Annotated in this window: 26 protein-coding genes; 10 read left to right on the top strand and 16 right to left on the bottom strand. The window is 60.0% G+C overall.

The window, feature by feature from the left end; genetic code table 11:
* Positions 1–25: 25 nt before the first annotated feature.
* Entirely contained in the window at positions 26–2,398 is a 2,373-nt protein-coding gene (locus ACR0IK_RS17160) for a mechanosensitive ion channel domain-containing protein (RefSeq protein WP_480642417.1), read from the bottom strand.
* Positions 2,399–2,756: 358 nt separating this feature from the next.
* On the opposite strand from ACR0IK_RS17160, the gene ACR0IK_RS17165 reads away from it, so the two are divergent.
* Genes ACR0IK_RS17165 through ACR0IK_RS17195 form a run of 7 tightly spaced genes read left to right on the top strand, consistent with a single transcriptional unit; the run spans position 2,757 to position 9,251 of the window.
* Positions 2,757–3,971, top strand: coding sequence for a glycosyltransferase family protein (locus ACR0IK_RS17165; RefSeq protein WP_480642418.1), 1,215 nt, complete (start codon positions 2,757–2,759; stop codon positions 3,969–3,971).
* Positions 3,968–5,215, top strand: a complete 1,248-nt coding sequence (locus tag ACR0IK_RS17170; protein WP_480642419.1) for a glycosyltransferase family 4 protein — start codon at positions 3,968–3,970, stop codon at positions 5,213–5,215. The genes ACR0IK_RS17165 and ACR0IK_RS17170 overlap by 4 nt, the downstream gene beginning before the upstream one ends.
* Entirely contained in the window at positions 5,215–6,291 is a 1,077-nt protein-coding gene (locus ACR0IK_RS17175) for a glycosyltransferase family 4 protein (RefSeq protein WP_480642420.1), read from the top strand. The genes ACR0IK_RS17170 and ACR0IK_RS17175 overlap by 1 nt, the downstream gene beginning before the upstream one ends.
* Entirely contained in the window at positions 6,288–6,872 is a 585-nt protein-coding gene (locus tag ACR0IK_RS17180; protein ID WP_480642422.1) for a histidine phosphatase family protein, read from the top strand. Before ACR0IK_RS17175 ends, ACR0IK_RS17180 begins: the two co-directional genes overlap by 4 nt.
* The gene (locus tag ACR0IK_RS17185; protein ID WP_480642423.1) at positions 6,869–8,008 is read left to right on the top strand and encodes a glycosyltransferase family protein; all 1,140 of its coding nucleotides are present in this window, start codon (positions 6,869–6,871) and stop codon (positions 8,006–8,008) included. The genes ACR0IK_RS17180 and ACR0IK_RS17185 overlap by 4 nt, the downstream gene beginning before the upstream one ends.
* On the top strand, positions 8,005–8,778 hold the full coding sequence (locus tag ACR0IK_RS17190; RefSeq protein WP_480642424.1) for a polysaccharide deacetylase family protein: 774 nt from the start codon (positions 8,005–8,007) through the stop codon (positions 8,776–8,778). Before ACR0IK_RS17185 ends, ACR0IK_RS17190 begins: the two co-directional genes overlap by 4 nt.
* A complete protein-coding gene (locus ACR0IK_RS17195) occupies positions 8,775–9,251 on the top strand; it encodes a class I SAM-dependent methyltransferase (RefSeq protein WP_480642425.1) in 477 nt (158 codons plus the stop codon). Before ACR0IK_RS17190 ends, ACR0IK_RS17195 begins: the two co-directional genes overlap by 4 nt.
* On the opposite strand, the gene ACR0IK_RS17200 is transcribed toward ACR0IK_RS17195, so the two are convergent.
* A complete protein-coding gene (locus tag ACR0IK_RS17200; protein ID WP_480642427.1) occupies positions 9,252–10,391 on the bottom strand; it encodes an alpha-D-ribose 1-methylphosphonate 5-triphosphate diphosphatase in 1,140 nt (379 codons plus the stop codon).
* A gap of 52 nt (positions 10,392–10,443) precedes the next feature.
* Here ACR0IK_RS17200 and ACR0IK_RS17205 point away from each other — a divergent pair, with 52 nt between their 5' ends.
* A complete protein-coding gene (locus tag ACR0IK_RS17205) occupies positions 10,444–11,127 on the top strand; it encodes a DUF1045 domain-containing protein (RefSeq protein ID WP_480593779.1) in 684 nt (227 codons plus the stop codon).
* On the opposite strand, the gene ACR0IK_RS17210 is transcribed toward ACR0IK_RS17205, so the two are convergent.
* From ACR0IK_RS17210 to phnG, 7 genes are all read right to left on the bottom strand, one after another.
* Positions 11,109–11,657 carry an AAA family ATPase gene (locus tag ACR0IK_RS17210; protein ID WP_480593780.1) on the bottom strand — a complete coding sequence of 183 codons (549 nt, stop codon included), beginning with the start codon at positions 11,655–11,657 and terminating at the stop codon, positions 11,109–11,111. The genes ACR0IK_RS17205 and ACR0IK_RS17210 overlap by 19 nt on opposite strands.
* Positions 11,654–12,337, bottom strand: coding sequence for a phosphonate C-P lyase system protein PhnL (gene phnL, locus ACR0IK_RS17215; RefSeq protein WP_480642428.1), 684 nt, complete (start codon positions 12,335–12,337; stop codon positions 11,654–11,656). The genes ACR0IK_RS17210 and phnL overlap by 4 nt, the downstream gene beginning before the upstream one ends.
* Before the next feature lie 11 nt (positions 12,338–12,348).
* A complete protein-coding gene (gene phnK / locus ACR0IK_RS17220) occupies positions 12,349–13,119 on the bottom strand; it encodes a phosphonate C-P lyase system protein PhnK (protein ID WP_480642429.1) in 771 nt (256 codons plus the stop codon).
* Positions 13,116–13,976: an alpha-D-ribose 1-methylphosphonate 5-phosphate C-P-lyase PhnJ gene (locus ACR0IK_RS17225; protein WP_480642431.1), complete on the bottom strand. Its 861-nt coding sequence runs from the start codon at positions 13,974–13,976 to the stop codon at positions 13,116–13,118. Before ACR0IK_RS17225 ends, phnK begins: the two co-directional genes overlap by 4 nt.
* 261 nt (positions 13,977–14,237) lie before the next feature.
* A complete protein-coding gene (locus ACR0IK_RS17230) occupies positions 14,238–15,329 on the bottom strand; it encodes a carbon-phosphorus lyase complex subunit (protein ID WP_480593784.1) in 1,092 nt (363 codons plus the stop codon).
* Between the two features lie 3 nt (positions 15,330–15,332).
* Complete coding sequence (gene phnH, locus ACR0IK_RS17235) at positions 15,333–15,908, bottom strand: phosphonate C-P lyase system protein PhnH (RefSeq protein WP_480642432.1); 576 nt, start codon at positions 15,906–15,908, stop codon at positions 15,333–15,335.
* Positions 15,908–16,366 (bottom strand): phosphonate C-P lyase system protein PhnG, encoded by a 459-nt coding sequence (gene phnG, locus ACR0IK_RS17240; RefSeq protein ID WP_480642433.1) that lies wholly within the window; start codon positions 16,364–16,366, stop codon positions 15,908–15,910. Before phnG ends, phnH begins: the two co-directional genes overlap by 1 nt.
* 103 nt (positions 16,367–16,469) lie before the next feature.
* On the opposite strand from phnG, the gene phnF reads away from it, so the two are divergent.
* Complete coding sequence (gene phnF / locus ACR0IK_RS17245; protein WP_480593787.1) at positions 16,470–17,180, top strand: phosphonate metabolism transcriptional regulator PhnF; 711 nt, start codon at positions 16,470–16,472, stop codon at positions 17,178–17,180.
* Between the two features lie 159 nt (positions 17,181–17,339).
* Here the strand turns inward: phnF and ACR0IK_RS17250 are convergent, their stop codons facing one another.
* The 5 genes from ACR0IK_RS17250 to phnC form a co-directional block, all read right to left on the bottom strand.
* On the bottom strand, positions 17,340–17,954 hold the full coding sequence (locus ACR0IK_RS17250) for an LbetaH domain-containing protein (protein WP_480593788.1): 615 nt from the start codon (positions 17,952–17,954) through the stop codon (positions 17,340–17,342).
* Between the two features lie 22 nt (positions 17,955–17,976).
* Positions 17,977–19,344 carry a phosphonate ABC transporter, permease protein PhnE gene (phnE, locus tag ACR0IK_RS17255; protein ID WP_480642434.1) on the bottom strand — a complete coding sequence of 456 codons (1,368 nt, stop codon included), beginning with the start codon at positions 19,342–19,344 and terminating at the stop codon, positions 17,977–17,979.
* On the bottom strand, positions 19,341–20,222 hold the full coding sequence (phnE, locus tag ACR0IK_RS17260; RefSeq protein WP_480642435.1) for a phosphonate ABC transporter, permease protein PhnE: 882 nt from the start codon (positions 20,220–20,222) through the stop codon (positions 19,341–19,343). Before phnE (ACR0IK_RS17260) ends, phnE (ACR0IK_RS17255) begins: the two co-directional genes overlap by 4 nt.
* 65 nt (positions 20,223–20,287) lie before the next feature.
* Entirely contained in the window at positions 20,288–21,190 is a 903-nt protein-coding gene (gene phnD / locus ACR0IK_RS17265) for a phosphonate ABC transporter substrate-binding protein (RefSeq protein ID WP_480642436.1), read from the bottom strand.
* 65 nt (positions 21,191–21,255) lie between these two features.
* Complete coding sequence (phnC, locus tag ACR0IK_RS17270; protein ID WP_480642438.1) at positions 21,256–22,077, bottom strand: phosphonate ABC transporter ATP-binding protein; 822 nt, start codon at positions 22,075–22,077, stop codon at positions 21,256–21,258.
* A 163-nt stretch (positions 22,078–22,240) separates the two neighbouring features.
* Here phnC and rpe point away from each other — a divergent pair, with 163 nt between their 5' ends.
* Positions 22,241–22,927 carry a ribulose-phosphate 3-epimerase gene (gene rpe / locus ACR0IK_RS17275; RefSeq protein WP_480593793.1) on the top strand — a complete coding sequence of 229 codons (687 nt, stop codon included), beginning with the start codon at positions 22,241–22,243 and terminating at the stop codon, positions 22,925–22,927.
* On the opposite strand, the gene ACR0IK_RS17280 is transcribed toward rpe, so the two are convergent.
* The gene (locus tag ACR0IK_RS17280; RefSeq protein WP_480642440.1) at positions 22,924–23,589 is read right to left on the bottom strand and encodes a Crp/Fnr family transcriptional regulator; all 666 of its coding nucleotides are present in this window, start codon (positions 23,587–23,589) and stop codon (positions 22,924–22,926) included. The genes rpe and ACR0IK_RS17280 overlap by 4 nt on opposite strands.
* Positions 23,590–24,181: 592 nt before the next feature.
* The coding region (locus ACR0IK_RS17285; protein ID WP_371832347.1) for an EF-Tu C-terminal domain-related protein at positions 24,182–24,261 on the bottom strand (80 nt) is incomplete at its 5' end.

Consider the following 24,261-nt stretch of genomic DNA (forward strand, 5'->3'; position numbering starts at 1 on the left):
CGATCCAAAGGGGCAGGAGCTTCCCTTAGCGGTCATCCCCTCCAGGGCCGATGTCATCCAGATAATCTTCGTCAATCGCAGCCTGCACCGCTCCGGTCACTGCTTCACGCTGTTTCGGCGACAGGTCTTCCGGGTCTTTGCCCTCGGCCAACCGAACAGTGACCTCGCGATGGGCGAACTTGATGCCTTCACGCGCGAACAGTTCGCGGATTTCCTGATACACTTTCTTTCGCACCAGCCATTGATCGCCCGGCTTGGTCATGAACTTGACCCGGATGATCATCGCCGAATCCTGCATCTCGATCACACCCTGAGATTTCAGCGGCTGGATGAAGTTCTCGCCAATCACCGGGTCGCTCAGCAGTTCCTGACCCAACTTCTTGATCAGTTTCCGCACCTTCTCTACATCCGTGTCATAGGTCACGCGCAACGGCAGCTTCATGATCACCCAGTCGCGGGAGTAATTGGTCAGCACCTTGATTTCGCCAAACGGAATCGTATTCAGCGCGCCCAGATGGTGCCGCAGTTGGAACGACCGGACCGAAATCTTCTCGACCGTGCCTTTCACGTCGCCAATGTCGATGTACTCCCCTTTACGGAACGCATCGTCCAACAGGAAGAACGCGCCCGAAAAGATGTCCCGCACCAGCGTCTGTGAACCAAACCCTACGGCCAGACCCACGACACCGGCGCCCGCAAACAGCGGGCTGACATTGATGCCCAGTTCCATCAGCGCGATCAGCACGATGGTGACAACAACCACAGCCAGGATCGCCCCTCGGAACAGCGGTAGCAGAGTGGCCAAGCGGCTCTGCCCGCCTTCGCCACCTTCATCGCCCAGTTCCGCCTCTTCGCCCCCATCGTCGATTTCCTCAGCGATTTTCGTGTCGATCCAGATGCGGAAAAAGTGGAACAGGATATACCCGATGAACAGGATGACCATCACGTCCAAAGCCCGCCCGATCGGCAGATCCTCACTCCAGCTGGCTTCGGGGTTCCAGATCACGACAAGGGCATAGAGGCCTACCACAAAGGCCAGAATGCCAGCCACGCGACGGGCCAGATCCTCATAGGTCAGCATACTGTGCTTGCGGACCTCGGCCTCGATGGTTTCCACCGGTTCGCCGACCTCTTCCGGGGCTTCTTCTTCAGCGTTCATCTCCTCCATCTGGCGATTGCGGTCGAAGTAGCGCTCAAGCAGGTAATTCATCGCCCCATAGGCCACGACCACCGACATGAAGATCGCATAGCTGCTGGCCACGATCGGCAGCGAGTTCTCGTTTTCCAGCACCAGATCGACCGCCAGCTTGAACCAGCTGAACACGATGTAGACGATCAGAACAGGCGCCCATGCGAAGGAAATGAAGCGCACGATCCACGACACCTCATCCGGCGCCCGCCCACCGCGTATGGCGTTGGAAATGGCCCGCGCGTTGAACAGGATCATCAAGACATTGCCCAGCGCGCCGAACATCGTCAGGCCGCCGTAAACCATGGCATAGACGTTGTAGTTCAGCCCGAAATCCGCAACCCAGGTCGAAAACAAAACCACCGAGATGTCATAGGTCGCAAGCGCCGAGGCCCAGAAATACAAGCGCTTCGCATCCCGGTCGGAAAACGGTGGCAGTCTGTATTGGCTCAAATAGGGCGACAGCACCATACGCCACAGGTCGGATACCGTGCGCGACAGGAAAAACGCCGTAAAAATTGCTGTGACCGTGAACTGGATCGAGATGTCTTCGGCCTCACCAAAGAACAGAAACCCCACGATCAGGGCCATAAGCATAGCAAAGACCGTGCCGCCGATCCCCATGAAGAACCGGAACACCAAAAACGGCATCTTTTCCCGGTAGCCTTGCGGGTTTTCCTTGGATCGCGCCACAACCAGCTTTTTGGCCATGCGCTTGCCGTAAATCTCAGTAGACAGCCAGCGCCCCAGCAGCAGGAACAGGACATTCCAGAACAAGACTTCGACATAGGTCTGAATGCGGCCATCGGGACTGGTCTGGCGCAGGATGTACTGCACTTCGAAGATCGAATAGGGCAAGGCCTGCAGCCGCGACTCCATGGACTCGCGGAATTTCGAGAACCGCTCCTGCGCTTTCATCAGTTGCGAGCCTTCAGCCATCGGATCATGGGTTTCATCCGCTGTGGCGCTGGTCTGACCGCCCGACGACACGACTTGTCCCGCGCTGTCGATGACAATCACGCTGGCGCCGGCCTCAGTCGCGGCCCGAATGGCGTCGGCCAGTTCGCCCTCGGTGCTTGTGTCAGTCTCGGAACTGGAACCAGAACTGTACCCCGGAATCAATGTCGTCTGCGCCGCCGCTCCGGTGACAAAGGCCGCTGCAATTGCCAAGATCAACAAGGCCATTCCAGCAAGAGATTTGAGTTTCATCGAGTTTTTCGTCCAATCCGCGTGATGCACCACAGATTACCGAAGCGCCTAAGTGTATTCAAATACTCAGCCTTTTACTTCCCAAGATCGTGTCAATTCGTGTTCCTGCTGCAATGCTCGCGACATCAGTGTTTGCAACCTTGCAAAAACTGAATATGACCAATCCGGCAAACTGGGTGGAATGACGACTTCAGGGCTTGGATACATCCGCAATTCCAAAAGCGCCGGATGTTGCCATTTCGCAATGCTTGTCGAATTTGCACAATCACGTCACCCCCTTTGGCAAGCGGCGGCAAAGAATATACGGTAACGGGTGTAAACGCGCGGATTTGCACCGAGAAACACGACAGGCGAAGGCATGAGCCTAGGAATACAAAACGACACCACCGGCCGGGCGCCGCGCATCCTTTTCTACAGCCACGATACGTTCGGATTGGGGCATCTGCGCAGGTCGCGCGCTCTGGCCGCGGCCATCACGCAGGCCAACCCCGAGGCGTCAGCCCTGATCCTGACCGGGTCCCCGGTGGCCGGTCGTTTCACCTTTCCGCGCCGGGTTGACCATGTGCGCCTGCCAGGCGTGACCAAGCGCGCCGACGGGTCCTATGCGGCCCGAACGATTGGCATGGGCATCGAAGAGGTGACCGAGCTGCGCGCAGGCCTGATCCAGACCGCCGTGCAACAATTCGAGCCCGATATGCTGGTCGTTGACAAAGAGCCCACCGGTTTTCGCGGCGAACTGCTGCCAACACTGGAAAGCCTGTTGCATTCGCAACGCACCAAACTGGTGCTGGGTCTGCGCGACGTGCTTGACGAGCCCGAAGTTCTGGCCGCCGAATGGGAACGGAAAGAGGCTCTGGCAGCAACCGAGCGTTTTTATGACGAAATCTGGGTCTACGGGCTGCGTTCTATATATGACCCGACAAAGGGCCTGCCGCTCAGCCACGCGGCACAGTCGCGCATTCACTGGACGGGATACCTTCGCCGCGATCTCGGCCCGGTCGGCGAACCGCCCGAACAGCCCTATATCCTGATCACGCCGGGTGGTGGTGGTGACGGCAAGGCGATGGTGAATCTTGTCCTTTCCGCCTATGAAAAAGACCCGACCCTGTCGCCGCGCGCAGTGCTGGTCTATGGCCCCTTCCTGTCCGGTGAGCTGCGCGAAGACTTTGAGACCCGCGTTGCCGCACTGAACGGGCGGGTGACCGCCGTTGGTTTTGAATCCCAGATCGAAACGCTGTTTGCCGGGGCTGCCGGAGTGGTGTGCATGGGCGGCTACAACACGTTCTGCGAAGTTCTGTCCTTTGACAAACGTGCTGTGATCGTGCCCCGCACAACGCCGCGGCTGGAGCAGTGGATTCGCGCTTCGCGGGCCGAAGGTCTGGGCCTCGTCCAGATGCTGGACGAAAACCGGGACGGTCTGACCCCGGATGCAATGATACAGGCGATCCGCAGCCTCCCAAATCAACCTCTGCCATCGCAGGCCATCCAAGGCGGTTTGCTGGACGGGTTGGATTACGTCATCGACCGGGTCGATACCCTGCTGAGCCGGGAACAGAAACGGGCCACCGGATGACAACACCTCAGCCGAAACTGGCGGTGCTGGTCAAGGGATGGCCGCGCCTGTCCGAGACGTTCATCGCGCAGGAACTTGTCGCCCTGCAGGAAGCCGGGCACAGCTTTGACATCTGGTCGCTGCGCCACCCGACCGATGTGAAACGGCATCCGCTGCATGACCAGTTCCGGGGTCAGGTGCGCTACCTGCCCGAATACCTTTACGAAGAACCCCAGCGCGTCTGGGCTGCGCGCCGTGCAGCACAAACTTTGCCCGGGTATGCCGAGGCCTACCGGGTCTGGCGCGCCGATCTGCGCCGTGATCCGACCCATAACCGGATCCGCCGCTTTGGTCAGGCCTGCGTTCTGGCCGCCGAATTGCCTGAAGCGACGCAGGTGATGTACGCGCATTTCATGCACACACCGTCCTCGGTTGCGCGGTACGCCGCCATCATGCGCGGCCTGCCGTGGAGCTTTTCGGCCCACGCCAAAGACATCTGGACCTCTCCCGAATGGGAAAAGGTCGAAAAGCTACAGGCCAGCACCCACGGCGCAGCCTTTGGTGCGACCTGCACGGCCATTGGGGCCGACCACCTGCGCAGCCTGGCTGACGATCCCGCGCGAGTTGAACTGATCTATCACGGGCTGGATCTGACCCGCTTCCCCGCCCCGCCAGACCGCGCCCAGCGCAGTCCGGAGGCACCGTTTCATATGCTGTCGGTTGGTCGTCTGGTCGAGAAGAAGGGGTTCGACCGCCTGATCGACGCCTTTGCCATGCTGCCTGACATGCTGGACTGGCACTGGACCCATATCGGTGGCGGTACACTCGGCGACACCCTGCGCGCCCGGGCCGAGGCTGCGGGGGTATCGCATCGGATCACGTGGAAAGGAGCTTGTGACCAACCCGAAGTGATCGCGGCGATGCGCACGTCCGACCTGTTCGTGCTGCCCAGCCGGATTGCCAATGACGGAGACCGCGACGGGCTGCCCAACGTGCTGATGGAGGCGGCGTCGCAACTGTTGCCGATCCTGTCGACGCCAGTGTCGGCCATTCCCGAGTTTATCAAAACGGGCACCCAAGGCGTCTTGTCAGACGACGACCCAGCCGCGCTGGCCACGGCCATCACCAACATGGCCGCAACGCCCGGGCAAACCGCAGCGATGGCCACCGCCGCCTATGACCGCCTGATCGCCGAGTTTCGCATGGACCCCGGCATCGCCCGCCTGTCAGAACGGCTGCGCGCGCTGGGTGCGGACACGGTCTGATGGCAAGGATCGCCTTCTACACGCCAATGAAAGCGCCCGACAGCCCGGTGCCGTCGGGGGATCGTGAGATGGCGCGCAACCTGATGCAGGCGATTGGAGCACAAGGCGATACGGTAGAACTGGCCTCGCGGTTGCGCGTCTTTGACAAGGTTGGGGACACGCAAATACAGGCTGCATTGCGCGCCGAAGCCTACACCGAGGTTCAGCGATTGATCGATGACCTACCCACGGACACCGCGCTTTGGGTGACCTACCATAACTATTACAAGGCGCCGGACCTGCTGGGCCCGCGCATCTGCAAGGCCCGGAGCATTCCCTATGTACAGCTGGAAAGCACCCGCGCAACCAGCCGTCTGAACGGCCCCTGGGCCGGGTTTGCCCAATTAGCGCATGACGCCTGCGATGCGGCACAGGTGATCTTCTACCATACCGCCAATGATCTGATCACGCTGGAACGGGAACGATACGGGGCACAGCGCCTTATAGAATTGCCGCCTTTCCTACCCTTGTCGGAACTGCCACCAGCCTCAACCTGCAATGGTCCGATGCTGACAGTGGGCATGATGCGGCACGGCGACAAACTGGCGTCTTATTCCCTTCTTGCGCAAACGCTCGCGCTTCTGTCTGGGGACTGGGCACTGAATATCGCGGGTGATGGCCCCGCCCGATCCGAGGTTGAGGCGCTGATGGCCCCGTTCGGTGCAAAGGTTCGGTTTCTGGGCCAGTGCGACCGCGACACGCTGCAGGCTCTCTACACCAAGGCTTCCCTACTGGTCTGGCCCGGTGTCAACGAAGCCTATGGCATGATCTACCTTGAGGCACAGGCCAGCGGTGTGCCGGTTGTCGCTCAGGACCGACCGGGCGTGCGGGACGTGCTCGTCCCATCAGACTACCCCAACGTGGATGCAGGGCCAAAGGGGCTGGCCGCGCGGCTTCATGCTTTGTTGAGCAACCGGCGCCTCCGTCTGACGCTGGGGGCTGACGCCCGCATACGGATGGCCGAACGCCACCTGATGGCAGCAGCCACCGACCGGTTCTGGCAGGCCGCCCGCCCCTTGGTGGAGGCTACTCGATGACCCGGCTGGCCTTGCTGAGACATGGACACACGCACTGGAACCGCGCGGGTCGCATTCAGGGGCGTAGTGACATTCCGCTGGATGATGACGCCCGGACTGAACTTGCCGCCACACACCTACCCGCCCCGTGGCACCGCGCAACCCTCTGGTCCAGCCCGTTGCAGCGGGCCAGTGAAACCGCCCGCCTTGTCGCCGGGCGCGATCCGCTGACTTCGGATGCGTTGACCGAGATGAACTGGGGCGATTGGGAAGGTCTGCGCGGAATCGATTTGATTGCCGACCCCAACAGTGGCTACCGCCACATCGAGGACTGGGGATGGGAGTACTGCCCACCAAGTGGTGAGACCCCGGCCGAGGTTTGGGAACGACTGCAGCCCTGGTTGAACGGGTTGACGGGCGACACAGTTGCAGTCTGCCATATCGGCATCATGCGAGTCATTCTGGCCCGCGCCTGGGGTTGGAATTTCGACGGTCCTGCCCCCTTTAAAATCAAGCGCAACCGCCTGTATATCGTCGATTTGTCAAATATGGCGCCTTTGCCCGACCCCATCCGCCTGATCAGGCCCGAGGCCTCCTCATGAAGGTCATGATTGTTGTCACTCATCTGCTGGGCACCGGGCATCTGAGCCGTGCCCTGACACTGGGCCGGACTTTTATACGCACGGGGCACGAGACTTTTGTTGTTTCGGGCGGGATGCCCGCACCGCAGCTGGACAGTTCTGGCATGACCCTGCTGGGGCTGCCGCCGCTCCGCTCAGATGGTACCGATTTCACTCGTCTTCTGACACAGAGCGGTGACGTGGCAGACCGGGCCTATCTGGCGGCACGCGAATCCGCGCTGGTCGAAGCCGTGCGGAGTTTTGCACCGGACATTATGATCACCGAGCTGTTTCCTTTTGGCCGCCGATCCTTGTCTTCCGAATTCACCGTTGCGCTTGAGGCCGCACGCAACCTGCCGCGCCGTCCGGTCATTCTGGGATCAGTCCGGGACATCCTGGCACCGCCTTCGAAACCGTCGAAAGCACAACGCGCGGAAGAAATTGTGTGCGGGTACTATGACGGCATCCTCGTCCATTCCGACTCCAACTTTGTTCCGCTGGAGGTCAGCTGGCCCGTGACCGAGCGGTTGCGCGAGCGGTTGTTCTATACCGGTTTTGTCGCCCCCGAAGCCCCCGCGCCGCACCCCGATGAGAGCGGCAAGGACGAGGTTCTGGTCAGCACGGGTGGCGGATCAGTTGGCCTGCCAATCTTTCGCGCATCCATCGAGGCTGCCCGAAAGATGTCCAACAGGCGCTGGCGCCTGTTGGTGGGCGGCCAGGACGCACCCGCACGCATTGAGCAGTTGCAACAGGTGGTCGGCAATGCCCCGGTTACCCTTGAACCGGTGCGCCCCGATTTCCGGCAGATGCTGCCCCTTGCTGCGGCTTCAGTCTCCATGTGCGGCTACAATACCGCGCTGGACATCCTGCAATCGGGAACACCTGCCGTGTTCATTCCCTTTGACGATGGCAAAGAGGTCGAGCAAAGCTTGCGCGGGCAGAGCCTCTCGGACCTGTCCGCCATCGAGGTAATACCCAGCAAGGATCTGGATGGCGCGGCTTTGGCGCAGGCTGTTGCGGCGGTCATGTCCGATGGCTCGCGCGCAATACCTTCCGAGGGCTTTGACGGAGCCAGCAGATCGGTTGAGATCGCATGTTCTTTGAAAGAGCAAACATGATAATCGACTGGCATCCTTTGAAAACCGAGTTGGACGTCTGGCAGGCGCAGGGTCTGACCCTGCCCCTGTGGTGGCGCGATGATGACGCGGTTTCAGCAACACCGCAGCTTGGAACACTGTCAGAACTGTCCCGGTCTCTCGGTCTGCCCGTCCACCTTGCGATCATCCCCCGCGATGCCGATGCGGGGTTGGTGGAATATGTCCGGAAGCGCAACACGCTGGTTCCGGTTGTGCATGGTTGGGCACATCAAAACCATGCACCGCCAGACGAAAAGAAATCCGAGTTCCGGCTGCACAGACCTATGCCAGATATCCTTGCCGATGCGCGCGCAGGATTTGAACGACTGAACGCTCTGGTCGGAGACAGGCTGTGCCCGGTCTTCGTGCCTCCGTGGAACCGGATCGCACCGGAGGTGGTTCATGAATTGCCGGCCCTGGGCTATCGCGTTGTCTCAACTGCAACACCACGCAAAGCACGAATGCCCGCGCCCGGTTTAGAGCAGATCAATACCCATCTGGACCCGATAGATTGGCGAGGAACGCGGGGGCTGGTTGCGCCGGAAAAACTGATCACCCAAACGGTCGACCTTTTGCGGGACCGCCGCGAAGGACGAACTGACAACGCCGAACCTTTCGGTGTACTGACCCATCATCTGGTCCATGACTCCGATATCTGGACCTTTACCGAAGACTTGCTGCGCAGGCTTCTGGACGGCCCCGGTTTTGCCTGGACCTTGCCTGCTAACACATCAACCGGAGACCCCGAATGAGCCGACTGGATTCCATGCTGCGCCGCCTGACTGCGCAACGCGACGGGCTGAACTGGGCTGTCGCTCAGATCAGCGAGATGGAGGGCGACGTTCTGGACATGGGGCTGGGCAACGGCCGCACTTATGATCACCTGCGGGAAATTCTGCCAAAGCGGCGCATCTGGGTGATGGACCGGGTGTTGCAATGCCACCCCTCCAGTACACCTCCGGCCGAGAATTTCCTGCAGGGCGAAGCAGAACCCATGCTGGAGAAACTGGCCGCTGGCGGGGCCAAGATCGCGTTGGCGCATTATGATTTCGGGCGCGGCATCAAGGAAGAGGACGTGGCCGAGGCCGCACGCCTCAGCCCTTTGATCGCGCAGGTGATGCGGCCCGGGGGGTTGCTGATCTCGGGTCAGCCCCTAGTGGGTTTCGAACAGATCAGCGGCCCGGACACAATAGCGCCGGACCGGTATCTTTTCTATCGCGCCTGATCAGGCCACGCGACGTCCGCGTGACCAGACACCGTTCAACGCGGGCGCGCCTTCGCGCATACGGAAGCGGATGACGTCTGCACGCGCGCCTTGACGCAACTCACCGCGGTCTTCCAGCCCGACAACGCGCGCCGGGGTCTTGGTCACGGTCCGAAGACCGCGCGCCATATCGCCCCACCTCTCGCCCAGACGTGCCGCCGACAACAGCAGAGCAGCCGGAACGTAGTCCGACGATAGAATGTCAAGATGACCCAGATCGGCCAACTCATGCGCGGCCACATTACCGGAATGCGATCCGCCCCGGATCACGTTGGGGGCTCCCATCATCACCTTGATGCCGTGATCGTGGCAGGCACGGGCAGCTTCGACCGTGGTGGGGAACTCGGCCAGACGAATACCGTGACTGGCGGACACCGCCACTTGTTCCTGCGTGGTGTCGTCATGGCTGGCCAGCATCGCGCCGAAACGCTGTGCTGCCTTGACGGTTTCAACCTCGTGCCGGTCGCCATACCGGTCGCGCAGTGCCTTGAGCTGTGCGACATGCTGCAGGAAATCGTCGTCTGTCATGTCGTGCTTGCCCTTCATGTAGGCCTCAAGCTGTGACATGTCCCGAAACTGCCGCTGCCCCGGCGTGTGGTCCATCAGTGACACCAGCCCCACACGATCTTCGGGGCCAAATTCGTCCAGCTCAGCCACCAATGTTTCAGAACAGACTTCGGCCCGCAGATGCAGAAAGTGGCTGATCTTCAGCGCATCCTGTTCGCGCAGCTGCCAAAGCTCGCGGGATAGATCGCGGGCGTATTTCCTGTAACGGTTGCCGCTGGGGATTGAACCGATGCGCATCGCATCGAAGACCGTCGTGATCCCGGTGCTGGCCAATTCGGCGTCATGAGCCAGAATCGCCGCCGCATGAGGCCAGTCGACCCTGGGGCGCGGCTGGATGTGACGCTCAAGATTGTCCGTATGCAGCTCGACCAGTCCGGGGCTGACAAAATCGCCGCCGCAATCGACCGCCCCCGCTGGAACGGCGCGACCCGTGGCAACACCGGCAATGGTGTCACCCACGATCCGCACGCTGCCCGTAACGGTCTCATCCGGAAGAACAAGCGTGGCATTGGCAAGGATCATTTCTTCTGTCATCTGAACTTCACACGTTCTGAGCTATTGGGAAGGCCACGCATAGGAGGCCACTGTGACATTCACGCGATACGCTATCTACTTTGCGCCGCCAGCCGAGGCTGAATGGGCGAATTTCGCCACTAACTGGCTGGGATGGGACATGGAAACCGGCAAGGTCGTCGCGCATCCCGTGATTGATGGCGTGGACGTCGCCACCGTCACCGAGGTGCCGCGCAAATACGGTCTGCACGCGACGATGAAACCACCCTTCTGCCTGCATGACGGGCAGTCGGTGGAGGCTCTGAATGACGCTTGCGCACGGCTTGCGCAGGCGCAACCTCCGGTCACGCTGGACGGGCTGGAAATCGCCCGCCTCGGCCGGTTTCTGGCCCTGCGCCCGTTGGGGGATGAGGGCGCGCTGAATACACTGGCTGCCGCCTGCGTGCGGGATCTGGACAACTTTCGCGCAGTCGCGTCCGAAGCCGAGCTGGAGCGCCGCCGCGCGGCTGGACTGTCGCCTGAGCAGGACGCCAATCTGGTGCAATGGGGTTACCCTTACGTGATGGAAGCGTTCCGCTTTCACATTACCCTCAGCAGTAAACTGAGCAAACCAATGCTGACAACGGTTCAGGAGGCACTGCAATCGCAGCTTGCGCCCCTGCTGCCCGCACCGTTCCAGATCACTGAACTGGCCCTTGTAGGCGAGGCCGAAGACGGGTGCTTTCACCTGATCCATCGCTACGCCCTTTCCGGTTGAAGCTGGGGCAGTATGGCGGCAATCGTTGCCTCCAGCGGGCCTGAATTGTCGATCTCGATGACGTGCACCAACCCATCCGGAAATCGGGTGCTGGCCCGTTCCAGCCGCCGCACCTGTTCCTCGGCGCATTCACGGCCCCGCGAGGACAGGCGTTGCACAAGAACTTCGGGATCAGCGGTCAGTGAGATTACGATCAGATCGCCAAACACCTCCTGCGCTTGCAGCAACACCGAGCGGGACATGTTCACCAGCACCGCGTCCGTGTGATTCCTCAGATTATCAATTCCCTTGGGCACCCCGTAAAACAACCCATGCGCGGGCCAGTGCAGCGCAAACGCACCTTCAGCCACCATCTGCTGAAAGGTCTCAACGGACACCCGGTCGAAATCTTCCCCCTCTTCGCCTTCGGGGCGGGTAATCACCCGGCGGGCCCGGCCGATGCCCGGCACGCGCGCCTCCAGCGCCTCCATCACGCTGTCTTTGCCAACGCCGGAGGGTCCGACAAACGCTATGACAGGCGCAAGGCTCATGCAGCCACACCGGGTTCGAAATCCGAGACGTTGATCTCACGATCACAGACCCGGTCGCGCGCGCCGACATCATGGAAGATGCCCACGATCGCAGCGCCACGCGCCTTGGCTTCTTCGATCAAGGACAACACCGTTTCCCGGTTCTGCACATCCAGCGAGGCCGTAGGTTCGTCCAGCAACATCGCCGGATAGTCATGCGCAAATCCCCGGGCGATATTCACTCGCTGTTGTTCGCCACCGGAAAAAGTGGTGGGGCTCAGCGCCCAAAGACGCTCAGGAATGTTCAACCGAGCCAGCAAAGCTGCCGCCCTGTCCAGCGCCGCCTGCCGGTCACACCCAATGGTCAACAGAGGTTCCGCCACCACCTCCAGCGTCGGGACCCGTGGCACCACCCGCAGGAACTGACTGACATAGCCCAGCGTCTCGCGGCGCAGCGCCAGAACCTCACGTGGCTCGGCCTGAGCCACATCCAGGCCATCGACCAGAACCTGTCCGGACCCGGCCAGATAATTCCCATAGATCACCCGCATCAGGGTGGACTTGCCCGCCCCTGACGCCCCGGTCAGCGCCACACATTCACCGGGCGCGACCTTCAGCGAGGCCCTCTTCATCACCGGGATCACCGCACCACCCTGATTGTGCAGAGTGAAGCTCTTGCTGACATCCTTAAGTTCGATCATCGCCATCACCTTCAAACCTGCAGAACGCTGGACACAAGCAGCTGCGTATAGGCGTGTCGCGGATCGTCCAGCACCTGATCGGTCAAACCGGCCTCGACCACGTGACCATCCTTCATCACCATCAGCCGGTCCGCCAACAGGCGCACCACAGCCAGATCATGCGTGACAATAATGGCGCTCAGTCCCATTTCACGCACCAGCCCGCGCAGCAGGTCCAACAGTCGCGCCTGAACCGAGACATCCAGCCCGCCCGTCGGTTCATCCATGAACACCAGTCGAGGCCCCGTCACCAAGTTGCGCGCAATTTGCAGACGTTGCTGCATCCCACCGGAAAACGCCGTTGGGCGGTCATCCACGCGGGCGCCGTCGATCTCGACCCTTCCCAGCCAGTCAATCGCGCGGTCGCGGACCTGGCCATAGTGACGGTCGCCAACGGCCATCAGCCGCTCACCGATATTGCCACCAGCGCTCACAGACATACGCAGCCCGTCGCGAGCGTTCTGGTGAACAAAGGCCCAGTCGGTACGGCCCAGCATACGGCGTTCAGGTTCCGACATGGTCACAGTATCCACGGGGCCATCGGTACGCGTATCAAAAACTACCTGCCCCGCGTCAGGCTCCAGATGTCCCGCAAGGCAGTTCAGCAAGGTCGATTTGCCCGAACCGCTTTCGCCGACGATGCCCATCACCTCACCGGGGTAAAGGTCGAAGCTGACGTCAGCGCAGCCGATCCGCGCGCCATAGTGTTTTTGGATGCCTTTGACCTGCAACAACGGAGTCATGCTGCGCTCTCCTTGCTCAAGCGGCCTTCGTGGCCCTGCGCGCGGCGGGACCGGCAGTAATCCGTGTCGGAACAGACAAACATCCGGTTACCCGCGTCATCCATGATCACCTCGTCAAGATAGCTGTCCTCGGCGCCGCACAGGTCGCAAGGGTGATCGGCCTTGGTTGCCTCGAACGGGTAATCCTCGAAATCGAGGCTGACAACTTTGGTATGAGGCGGCACCGCGTAGATCCGCTGCTCGCGCCCGGCCCCAAACAGTTGGATCGCATCCATCTCAAGCTTGGGGTTATCGAATTTCGGAATTGGCGACGGGTCCATCACATAGCGCCCCGAGACCTTCACCGGATAAGCGTAGGCGGTCGAGATCGCCCCGTGCTGGCTGATGTCTTCGTACAGCTTCACATGCATTAGCCCGTATTCCTCCAGGCTGTGCATCTTGCGCGTCTCGGTCTCGCGCGGCTCCAGAAACCGTAGCGGTTCCGGAATCGGTACTTGGTAGACAAGAATCTGATCCTCGGTCAGCTTTGCTTCGGGGATACGGTGACGGGTTTGGATGACTGTGGCCTTTTCGGTTTCCTCAGTCGTTTCAACCCCGGCGGTGTTTTCAAAGAACTTGCGGATCGAGACGGCGTTGGTGGTGTCATCCGCGCCCTGATCGATCACCTTGAACCTGTCATCCGGCGTCAGCGTCGCGGCCGTGACCTGCACCCCTCCGGTGCCCCAACCATAGGGCATCGGCATCTCGCGACTGGCAAAGGGCACCTGATATCCTGGCACGGCCAACCCTTTCAGGATGGCGCGGCGGATCATTCGCTTGGTTTGCTCGTCCAAATATGCGAAATTGTAGTCATTCATTTTTGTACTTCGCTTTTTAATTGGTGTTTTTATGGACGTAATTGTTATTGTCGCGCTCTCTCTGGTCATATTGACGTATATCTTCAGACATAATCGCCACGCCAAACATCGCCACCGCGCGCAGCAGAGAGACCGAAAAGGGATCTGGAGTTCGGTTGGCGCATCGCATCTGTGTTCCAATCGCAACAGCGCCCGATCCCGAAAAGCGGAAGCAAGTGTAATTCCGGAAAACACCAGCGTTGAACGATCTGGTCCCTGACATCATTCTGCAGCCTCCCTCGGCGTGATCCGTTCCTCAGCCTCGCGGCGCAGCTTGCGGACCAACTCCAGTTCGGACTGGAAATCCACATAGTGCGGCAATTTGATATGTTCGAGGAATCCGGTGGCCTGAATGTTGTCGGCGTGGCTCAGGACAAACTCCTCGTCTTGCGCGGGGGCGCCCACATTGTCCTCGCCCAGTTCTTCCCAGCGCAGCGCACGGTCAACCAGAGCCATGGCGATGGATTTGCGTTCCGACTGGCCAAAGACCAGCCCGTAGCCACGGGTGAATTGGGGCGGTTCGGTTTTTGAGCCCTTGAACTGGTTGACGGTTTCGCATTCGGTCAACTCGACCTCGCCGATCTCGATGGCGAAGCCCAGTTCGGGGATTTCCATCTCGACCGCGACCTTGCCGATGCGCAGCTCACCGACAAAGGCGTGGTTGCGGGCGTAGCCGCGTTGGGTTGAATAGGCCATACCCAGCACGAACCCTTCGTCCCCTCGGGTCAGCGATTGCAGGCGCAGCGGGCGACCAGCCGGAAACTCCATCGGCTCGCGGGTCAGATCGCCCGGGGTTTCGCTGCTGACCGGCTCATCCTGAATGATGTCCTCACCCTTGAGAAACTCGGTGATATGCGGCGTCGGCTCCACACGCGGCTGTGCTTCGGATGCGGCAGGAACCTCACCCTCGGCCGCCAGTTTGAAATCCAGCAATCGGTGCGTGTAGTCGAAGGTCGGCCCCAATATCTGCCCGCCCGGCGCATCCTTGAACGTGGCCGAGATGCGGCGGTCGCAGTTCATCTCTCCGGTTTCCACCGGGTCGGAATAGCCGAACCGGGGCAAGGTAGTGCGGTAGGCACGGATCAAAAAGATCGCCTCGATCAAATCACCACGTGCCTGTTTGATCGCGAGCGCTGCCAAGTCCGGGTCGTACAAAGACCCCTCAGCCATCACCCGGTTCACCGCAAGCGACAATTGTTCGCGGATTTGGGCGATGCTCAGTTCGGCAATGTCGGTCGAGCCGCGACGCTCCTCAGCCAGCCAGGCATGGGCGTTTTCAATGGCTTTCTCACCACCTTTGACTGCTACGTACATCGCCTAATCCCCTGCCCTGATCTGTGTGCTGCGAGGTAGAGCCGCAAGCCTGTTATCGCAGGTGAAGAAAAAGTCGCAGCCCAAGGGATAAAGCGCTGCGTTGGCCTGAAGCACGGGCACGTCCGGTAAGGACAGCTGCGCTGTATCCCGTACACCCGGACCGGTCAGTACAGCGCCTTCCTGTTGCAGGTCGTCACATTCGACGATCAGTGTTGCGGACCTGTCAGGATAATCTGGTGTTCCGATGCGATATTGGGTCAGTGTTCCAAGTGCCAGCCATGTTCCAACGGCGAAATCCGCCTCGGACGTCTCTGCAACCGGCGCGCCGGTGTGGAAGGTCAGCCATTGGCGCACAGCGTCCGTGTCCAAGTCGCCCGCCAGATGTACCCGGGTATCCGGGTCGCATAAAGTCAGCAGCAAAGTCCCCGCCGCTGCGGACAGAGGCGCTGGCGGCTTAGCACCCGAAATCCAGCGGATCTCACCCGGCCGCGCCAATACTGTCATCGCAGCACGAAATGCGTGGGCTGCATCGATCGGTGCGTTTTCGAACCCGCCCGAGAACTGGGTCTGCGCGCTCATCAATCCTCTCCCCGTACCAGCGTAAAGAACTCGACCTTCGTCGCCGCCGCTTTCGCGGCCCGGGCGGTCTTGGCGGCCTGCATCTGTTGGCTAAGTGGTGTGATCACTCGGGCGCGAATATCCTCGGCTGCACCGGTCTGCATCATTGCGTCGATCAGCGCTGCAACCTCGACCTTGCGCTTCGACCGGCCCTGAACATAGCCGTGCCCAACCGTTCCGTCTTTCAGCGCCAGCGAACACCGCGTGACAGTCATTTCACCAAGGTTGAACGGTACGCCCGTGCCGCCTGTCCGCCCCCGCACCATTACGCCGCCAACCTCAGGGCTGCGAAGCCAGTCAAAGCTGGGAGGCGTGCCAACCTCACCCCACAACTCCATCAACGCTTGCTCGGGGGCACGGGCCAGCAAGCCCATCCAGTCCTTGCGCGCGGCAATCGCTTTTTCTTGGTATTCCGCCATCGAATCCTCTTGGCCGGGTTGTCTAATTGAACTATACAACTAGACAAATATTACATCCCGAAAGTGAGTCTCGCAATCCGAAATACTGTGAAAGTTTGGTGACATGAGCAGAACACCGGTCTGGAAAAGCATCGCGTTGAGCCTGACCTCGGACATCGCCGAGGGGCGCTACAACACCGGAGACCGCCTGCCGACCGAGGCGCAACTGGCTGCGCAGCACGGGGTAAACCGGCACACGGTGCGACGCGCGTTGGCGGATATGGCAGAACAAGGCCTGGTGCACCCAAGGCGCGGCGCAGGCGTATTTATTGCGGCGCGCCCGACCGATTACCCGATTGGCAAACGGGTCAGATACCACAAGAGCGTCTCGGCCAGCGGCAAGATACCCGGCAAGACGATCCTTTCACTGACGACACGAGCGGCGGATAACACCGAAGCCGAAGCGTTGCAGCTGAAAGCGGGCGATAAAGTGCATGTGTATGACGGGTTGTCGCTGGCCGACGGTCAACCCATTGCCCTGTTTCAGAGCATCTTTCCAGCTGACCGCTTACCCGACATTCTGGAGGCGTTGCTAGATTCACAATCCGTGACCAAAGCGCTTCAACGCTGCGGAGTCTCGGATTACACCCGCGTTTCAACCCGCCTGACGGCGCGAGCGGCAACAGCAACGCAAGCCCTGCATCTGCAATTGCCTGAAGGCGCACCGGTGCTGTTTTCAACCGGAGTGAATGCCGACTTGTCAGGAGTTCCCGTTGAGTACGGGCGCACTGCTTTTGCCGGTGAACGGGTGACACTGACGTTGAACGACGACTAGAAAACGAAGCCCTCCCGCCCGTCCTCGGCCTCCGTGCGGAGGCCTCATCCCGTTGGGCGTAGCGCCGCGCATTGCGCGGCGCCGGGCCCAAAGCCGCCAAGGGGGATCGGCGCAGCCGATGCGCCTGCGGGTGCGATTCCCTTCCCTGGCACAACAGGCTTATTCGTATTTTTCAAGAAAGGCTTCGGCGGTAAGTGACCGGAAATCCAGCAATGCGGTTCGCAGGAGTTGATTGTCCCAGTCCCACCAGGCCAAAGCCAGCATCCGGTCGATAATACCCTCTGGGAACCGGCGGCGGATCGGTTTGGCTGTCACACCACCGACAATGGTGTACGGACGAACATCCTTGGTCACCACAGCGCCTGACGCCACCACAGCGCCATGACCGATTGTCACCTCCGGCTTGATGATCGCTGCGTGGCCGATCCATGTGTCATGACCGATCACGGCCTTGCGGCTGGCACGATGGGCAAGCCAGTCCTGATCGTTCTCGGCATCGTCCCAGTAATCTGCGGACCGGTACAGGAAATGGTGCTGAGACGCCCTCTCCATCGGGTGATCCGTTGCTCCGATCCGCGTGAAACTGGCAATATTTGCAAACTTTCCAATCTCGGCATTGGCAATATCGCAGGTTCGGTCGCAATAGGAGTAATCCCCCAAGACCGAGTTCGCGACGCGGCTGCCTGCGCCGACCTCGACATATTCTCCAAAGCTGCTGTTCGTTATCTGGCATTCGGGGTGAATGAACGGCTGGTCCGGGCGCAGGCGCGGCATTGTCGTGGTCCTTGGTTGCGGGTCAAGCCAACCGCTGTGGCTTTGTTTTCACGCCACGCGGCTTGCGTTTTTTTTCCTTCTCGCCCTGGATCAGACGTCGACGCAGCCAGCCCGAGAACCAGTCCATCATCATCACCATCAAAATGATCAGGACGATGTAATAAGCCACCTCTTCCCAGTCCTTTTGGGTGATGATTGCCTGTGTCAACAGCAGACCGATCCCACCGCCGGTGATCGCGCCGATAACGGTGGCGCTGCGGGTGTTGGATTCGAGGAAATAGAGCAACTGGCTCAGCAGCACCGGCGTGACTTGCGGGATCACGCCAAACCGATAGCGCTGTGGTGCGTTGGCGCCGGTGGACTGCACGCCTTCGATTTGTTTGTTATCCACGTTCTCCAGCGCTTCCGAGAAAATCTTACCGAAGGTGCCGGTATCAGTAACGAGAATGGCCAAGGCTCCGGTCAGCGGCCCGGGGCCGAAGGCGCGAGCCAGAACCACGGTCCAGATCAGGGCATCCACGCCACGGACAAAGTCGAACGCCCGGCGGGTCGTAAAACGCACGGCTTTCACAGGATTGAAGTTGCGTGTCGCCAGAAAGGCCAGCGGCAGGGCGACCATGGCCGCACCGAAGGTGCCTAGAAACGCCATCAGGATGGTTTCAAAGATAGCCCAGGCCACGTCCTGATGCCGCCACATCTTGTTGGTCCAGAAATCGTTCAGAATGGCACCGGATTCACCGTTCATGGCCCGTCCAGCCAATTCAGGGAAGGGCTTGCCGTAATACGGACTGTCGAGCGTGAACCAAAACAGCTCCCACCCGGTGAAATAGCGGAACACTTCGGACCGGTTTCGGGTTACGGTCAGGCGGCCCGCATCCGTGGTTACCGCCAAGCGGTTCTTGGACACGCTGATCCACTCTGGCACGTCACCCGCGGGCATTTCCGCCTGCACCCCTGCCGATCGCGAAGGCGTTGCCCGAACGGTGCCATAGCCGGGAATGTCAAACTCGACCGTTTCGGGACCAAAACGCACGACGTGACCGTTTTCCAGATCAATCACAGTTGTCTCGCCCAACGTCACCCAGTCCGGGGTCTGCCCCTCGGGGTAAGCGCCCTTGCGCTCGCCCTCGATGGCGGCAAACACTTCACCGGAGCGGTTGTCTCGTTCGACATGAGTTTTGTAACTGTAGCTGTCCGCCACCAGCGTCTTGCCGTTTTCCCAATTCGCCCGCGCAGCCAGCCCCGGCACGTCAAAAACAATGAATACGTAAACCAGATAGGCCAGAACCAGCGCAGGCAGGCCGAAATTCACCAGCCGTTTGCGGTTGAAAATGCAACCCGCCTCGGCCTTGAGCTCATCAATGGTCAGGTTGGTTGCGAAGGTGCTCATGCCGTGGCTCCTTTTTCCGACCCATGGGCCAGACGGTCGCGCAGATAGCCCGATATTTGATCCACGACGACGATTGTGACGAACAGAAGGATGAAAATGGCGGCCGCTTCGTCATAGCGCCCCTGCCCCCAGGACATCGCATTGCGAAGCTCATAACCCAGACCTCCGGCACCGACAAATCCCAGAATGGCCGAGGCGCGGATGTTGATCTCGAACCGCAACAGGGCATAGCTGACATAGTTCGGCCCGACCTGCGGGATCACGCCCAGATACATGCGCTGCGACCAGTTGGCGCCAACCGATTGCAGCCCCTCAACGGGTTTCAGGGAAGCGTTTTCGTTAACCTCGGAAAACAGCTTACCCAGGGCTCCCGCCGTGTGGATCGCAATTGCGATCATCGCAGGCACCGGACCACCGCCCAGGATGAAGATCAGGACCAGCGCGATGACGATTTCTGGGATTGCCCGAAAAACATCTGAAATTCGGCGGAACAGCGGGATCAGCGACGGCCAATAGGCCATGCCCCGAGTGGACATCAGCGATAAAATCGTTCCCAGAATCGTTCCGACCAATGTCGCCGCGGCCGCGATATTGAGCGTCTCGACCAACGCCGGGAAGAACGTGACCAGATGCGATGGCATTTCCGCGATCATTTCCCATGCCTCCGACAAAACTTCGGCCGGATAGTCCAGAATGCGATGCCAGCCGTCGATGAACCCGCCTGCGTTGCGGTCATCAGCCGTGCGGAATCCAGCAGCCATCATGGCCACGAACAGGATCAGAAGGATACCACCATAGACCCTCTTGCGTCGCGCCATCGCGGTGTAGTCGTCGCGGATCTGATTGACGGTCGAGGACCCAACAGTCAGGTCTGTCATGGAATGCTCCTGAGTGGAAACGGGGACCGGTTTTTCACCGGACCCCGATCATTGGATATGCAAGATTAGTTGGACTTCAGCTTGCGTGCTTCGATGATGACTTCGTAGGCGTCATGCGTGATCGGATCAAAGCTCTTGGCCTCACCTGCAGCCACACCGTAGAAGCAATCCTGGTCTTTCTCGCTCAGCGTGTCCCACAGTGCGGTCACCTTGGCTTTGACATCTTCCGGCAGTGCCTTGCGAACCACAACAGGACCTTCCGGGATCGGCTTGGATTTCCAGATCTCGACCATGTCGTTCATATCGACCAGACCGGCATCCACAGCACGGCGCAGGGCGCCCGACTGGTAGCCGTCTTCCCATTCTCCCAGCCCGTCGGCCCAGGTCACGCCGCCATCAACGTCGCCGCTGTTGACCGCAACGATGGTCTGCTCGTGACCGCCAGTGAATTTCACGTCGCCGAAGTAGTCGCCCGATTCCATGGTTGCATCAATTGCAGCAGGAATTTCGATCGACGGGATCAGATAGCCCGAGGTCGAGTTCGGATCACCAAACCCAAAAGCCTTGCCCTTCATGTCTTCCAGCGAGGTGATGCCGCTATCCTTGCGGGCAAACCCAACCGAGTAATAGCCAAAGCCGCCATCGGTGTTGACCTTGACCAGAACCGGCTCAACCGCTTCGGGGTCAGACAGGTAGGTTTTGGCGTAACCCGACGCACCCAGCCAGGCCACGTCGATGGTACCGCCCAGCAGGCCCTGGATCACACCGTTATAGTCGGCAGGTGCGAACAGTTTGGTCGGAACGCCCAGCGCTTCTTCGGTGTAAACGCGCAAACACTCGTTGTTGTTTAGTCGATCCTGGGCATTCTCACCGCCCAGAATGCCGATGCGGAATTCGCTGATTTCTTCGGCCATGACCGGCACGGCCAGTGCGGTGGTCGCAACAAGGGCAGCAATAAGTTTTTTCATCTGTCTCTCTCCAGTTTGATATGCCGGCCTTTCACCGGACCGGGCAATGAAAGGGGGTGGTTGGCTCAGATGGTGGCTTCGGCTTCCATCAGGGCCTTCTGGGTGGCATCCAGAGTTTCGATCTCGGTCGATGTCGCCTCTTCCGAGAAGCTGGCATCGGCGCCATAAATCTCGCGGGCAACGCCGGTGGTCAGCTGTTCGGGCAGCCCATCGAAAACAATGCGCCCGTCGCGCATGCCGACCACGCGGTCGCAATAGCGGCGCGCGGTGTCCAGCGTGTGCAGGTTGGCGATGACGGTGCGGCCGTCCTCTTCGTGGATGCGACGCAGCGCCTGCATCACTACCTGCGCGTTCATCGGGTCCAGCGAGGCGATGGGTTCATCCGCCAGAATGATCTTGGGGTCCTGCATCAGGGCACGTGCAATGGCGACACGCTGCTGCTGACCGCCTGACAGCGCCTCGGCACGCTTGGGGGCGTGCTCGGCAATGCCCAGACGGTCCAGAATGTCGATGGCGCAGTGAATCTCATCCATCGGGAAAAGGTTGAACATGGTCGCCAGCGTCGAGTGGCGGTTCAGCGTGCCGTGCAGCACGTTCGAGACCACATCCAGACGCGGTACAAGATTGAACTGCTGGAAGATCATCGCACAGTCGGCCTGCCAGGCGCGTTTTTCACGACCTTTCAATTGGGTGATATCACGCCCTTCGAACAGGATCTGACCGCCGCTGGAATCCGTCAGGCGATTGATCATCCTCAAAAGGGTGGACTTGCCCGCACCCGACCGACCGATGATCCCAATCATGCATGGCTTGTCCACATCCAGCGTCGCCGCATCCACGGCAGTATTGTCGCCGAACCGTTTGGTCAGTTTCTCGATCCGCAGCACGTGCTACCCCCAATTCGTGTTGGCGGTCAGCTACAGAAGCCATTCAACGGCTGTGTGTCAGAGTGGTGAAAGTTTTGTAACTGTGCGCAGGTCGCGGGGGCTACCCTTTGCAGCGCGGCACAGGTATACGCGACCGCGACTCTCCAGCTTTTACGAGGCCGCCATGAGCTTTGACCGCAACATCAAGATCGCCCCGTCAATCCTGTCCGCCGATTTCGCCAATTTCGGGCAAGAGATTCAGGCCATCGAAGCCCAAGGCGCCGATTGGGTCCATGTCGACGTGATGGACGGCCATTTCGTCCCCAACCTGACCTTCGGCCCGCCCGCTGTTAAAGCGTTCCGCCCGCATGTGAAAACAGTGATGGACGTGCACCTGATGATCACGCCTGTCGATCCCTATATTCAGGCATATGCGGACGCGGGTGCGGATATCCTGACCGCCCATGTCGAAGCCGGACCGCACACCCACCGCACCCTGCAGGCCATCCGCGCCGCTGGTATGAAGGCCGGTGTCGCGCTGAACCCCGGCACCCCGGCCGAGGCAGTCGAGGATTTGCTGGACCTGACCGACCTTGTCTGCGTCATGACCGTGAACCCCGGTTTCGGCGGCCAGAAGTTCATCGACATGACTAACAAGGTGCGCAAGCTGCGCCAGATGATCGGCGACCGCCCGGTGCATATCGAGATCGACGGCGGCGTTGATCCGCAGACCGCACCTCTGGTGGCGACCGCAGGTGCAGATGTTCTGGTCGCCGGGTCGGCCGTTTTCAAAGGCGGGTCGGTGTCCAATCCCGAAGTTTACGGTGAAAACATCCGCGCCGTTCGGGCCGCGGCTGAATCCGCGCTCTAAGGGATCTGCACTCTCGCCGTTTGCAGAAAGCGCGAGATTTCAAGCCCGAGGCTCGCTTCTATGGAAATCGCCAGGTCTGGCTGTTTCCGAAGTTCAGCGTTCAGATCGGGCATGTCCCAATCTATGACACGTGACGGCCCAAGCGCCGTCACGGTCACCGGCGCCGTAAAATCCTGATCTCCGCTCAGAAACGCCGTCCCGCCGAGGAAGCGCCCCTCACCCAGCGTGTCGACATGATTGCCATTCACTTCGACGCCGACTTCTCCGTCTACGATCAGCGACAGGCTCGGAACGGGCGCGCCCTGTGTCAATAGCTTTGTCCCGGCCGGGACGGTTTTCCAGACGCCCGACTTAAGCAGATTGTACGCGTCACGTTCGCTGAAATTGCGCAACGCGGTTTCGTACAGGTGCCGTTCTGTATCTGTAAATGGCACCGGTCGACGTTCCAACAACAGGCGTATGATCCAAAAGATGTTGATGCCCGTGAAGAACAGGTTCCACCCGATCGGAGCCCAAAGCGGCGTGCTTTGCAAATAGTAGTACGGCAACAGGATCAGCGCCCCGATCACCGTCAGCACCCGCAACCAGAAAATGTCTCGGACCGAATAGGAAATTAGGTAAAAGACATTCGCCGCATTCACCAACAGGTCCAAACCCACCATACCGTGCCTCGTCTAATTTGCGCACCGCATAGTGCGGTACGCTGTTAAGGGAGCATGGTGAGTTTAGACACGCCGTTACCCGGTATGGAAGGTTTCTGTGCAACTCCCGAACCGGGCGTCAAGTATCGGAAAAAGCGAAGGTCTACTTGGAATACAAACGCCGCTGGGGTGCATGCTTGTTCGAATGTTCTGAATAGCAGGCTGTCAGCTTAACCCTTTTGCCTGGACGTAATCCGCCTGCACCGCCTTCGACACCCTCTTCATCCAATATAGCCGTCTGCATGTCATCCAGATCTTTGCTGTGCAGGATGCGTGTGCCGTAATGTACGAACTGAAGCCCAAACATGGTTATCCCCATCTTCTGACCCCTTGGCGTATCAACCCGAGCGCAGTCGGGTTCTTGATGCGTTCAAGCGGATGTGATTGCAACACGAGAACAAATGGCGTGGTTCAGATCCCGCGCTCTTTGCCTCAAGGCATAAATGGGGTCGCTTCTTTTCCAAATGATGAAGACAGGATTAATCCGCAGGGTCGCGCATTGAAAAAGGGCGTCCCGAGGGACGCCCTTTCTTAGAGTACTCGCTTACGCGTCTTACTCGATGATTTTCGACACGACGCCGGCGCCGACGGTGCGGCCGCCTTCGCGGATGGCGAAACGCAGGCCGTCTTCCA

This window comes from Ruegeria sp. BF7, from assembly GCF_056538605.1.

Coding starts and splice junctions, on each gene's coding strand:
- ACR0IK_RS17160 (WP_480642417.1), bottom strand. CDS start 2,398: ATGAAACTCAAATCTCTTGCTGGAATGGCCTTGTTGATCTTGGCAATT.
- ACR0IK_RS17165 (WP_480642418.1), top strand. CDS start 2,757: ATGAGCCTAGGAATACAAAACGACACCACCGGCCGGGCGCCGCGCATC.
- ACR0IK_RS17170 (WP_480642419.1), top strand. CDS start 3,968: ATGACAACACCTCAGCCGAAACTGGCGGTGCTGGTCAAGGGATGGCCG.
- ACR0IK_RS17175 (WP_480642420.1), top strand. CDS start 5,215: ATGGCAAGGATCGCCTTCTACACGCCAATGAAAGCGCCCGACAGCCCG.
- ACR0IK_RS17180 (WP_480642422.1), top strand. CDS start 6,288: ATGACCCGGCTGGCCTTGCTGAGACATGGACACACGCACTGGAACCGC.
- ACR0IK_RS17185 (WP_480642423.1), top strand. CDS start 6,869: ATGAAGGTCATGATTGTTGTCACTCATCTGCTGGGCACCGGGCATCTG.
- ACR0IK_RS17190 (WP_480642424.1), top strand. CDS start 8,005: ATGATAATCGACTGGCATCCTTTGAAAACCGAGTTGGACGTCTGGCAG.
- ACR0IK_RS17195 (WP_480642425.1), top strand. CDS start 8,775: ATGAGCCGACTGGATTCCATGCTGCGCCGCCTGACTGCGCAACGCGAC.
- ACR0IK_RS17200 (WP_480642427.1), bottom strand. CDS start 10,391: ATGACAGAAGAAATGATCCTTGCCAATGCCACGCTTGTTCTTCCGGAT.
- ACR0IK_RS17210 (WP_480593780.1), bottom strand. CDS start 11,657: ATGAGCCTTGCGCCTGTCATAGCGTTTGTCGGACCCTCCGGCGTTGGC.
- phnL (WP_480642428.1), bottom strand. CDS start 12,337: ATGATCGAACTTAAGGATGTCAGCAAGAGCTTCACTCTGCACAATCAG.
- phnK (WP_480642429.1), bottom strand. CDS start 13,119: ATGACTCCGTTGTTGCAGGTCAAAGGCATCCAAAAACACTATGGCGCG.
- ACR0IK_RS17225 (WP_480642431.1), bottom strand. CDS start 13,976: ATGAATGACTACAATTTCGCATATTTGGACGAGCAAACCAAGCGAATG.
- ACR0IK_RS17230 (WP_480593784.1), bottom strand. CDS start 15,329: ATGTACGTAGCAGTCAAAGGTGGTGAGAAAGCCATTGAAAACGCCCAT.
- phnH (WP_480642432.1), bottom strand. CDS start 15,908: ATGAGCGCGCAGACCCAGTTCTCGGGCGGGTTCGAAAACGCACCGATC.
- phnG (WP_480642433.1), bottom strand. CDS start 16,366: ATGGCGGAATACCAAGAAAAAGCGATTGCCGCGCGCAAGGACTGGATG.
- phnF (WP_480593787.1), top strand. CDS start 16,470: ATGAGCAGAACACCGGTCTGGAAAAGCATCGCGTTGAGCCTGACCTCG.
- ACR0IK_RS17250 (WP_480593788.1), bottom strand. CDS start 17,954: ATGCCGCGCCTGCGCCCGGACCAGCCGTTCATTCACCCCGAATGCCAG.
- phnE (WP_480642434.1), bottom strand. CDS start 19,344: ATGAGCACCTTCGCAACCAACCTGACCATTGATGAGCTCAAGGCCGAG.
- phnE (WP_480642435.1), bottom strand. CDS start 20,222: ATGACAGACCTGACTGTTGGGTCCTCGACCGTCAATCAGATCCGCGAC.
- phnD (WP_480642436.1), bottom strand. CDS start 21,190: ATGAAAAAACTTATTGCTGCCCTTGTTGCGACCACCGCACTGGCCGTG.
- rpe (WP_480593793.1), top strand. CDS start 22,241: ATGAGCTTTGACCGCAACATCAAGATCGCCCCGTCAATCCTGTCCGCC.
- ACR0IK_RS17280 (WP_480642440.1), bottom strand. CDS start 23,589: ATGGTGGGTTTGGACCTGTTGGTGAATGCGGCGAATGTCTTTTACCTA.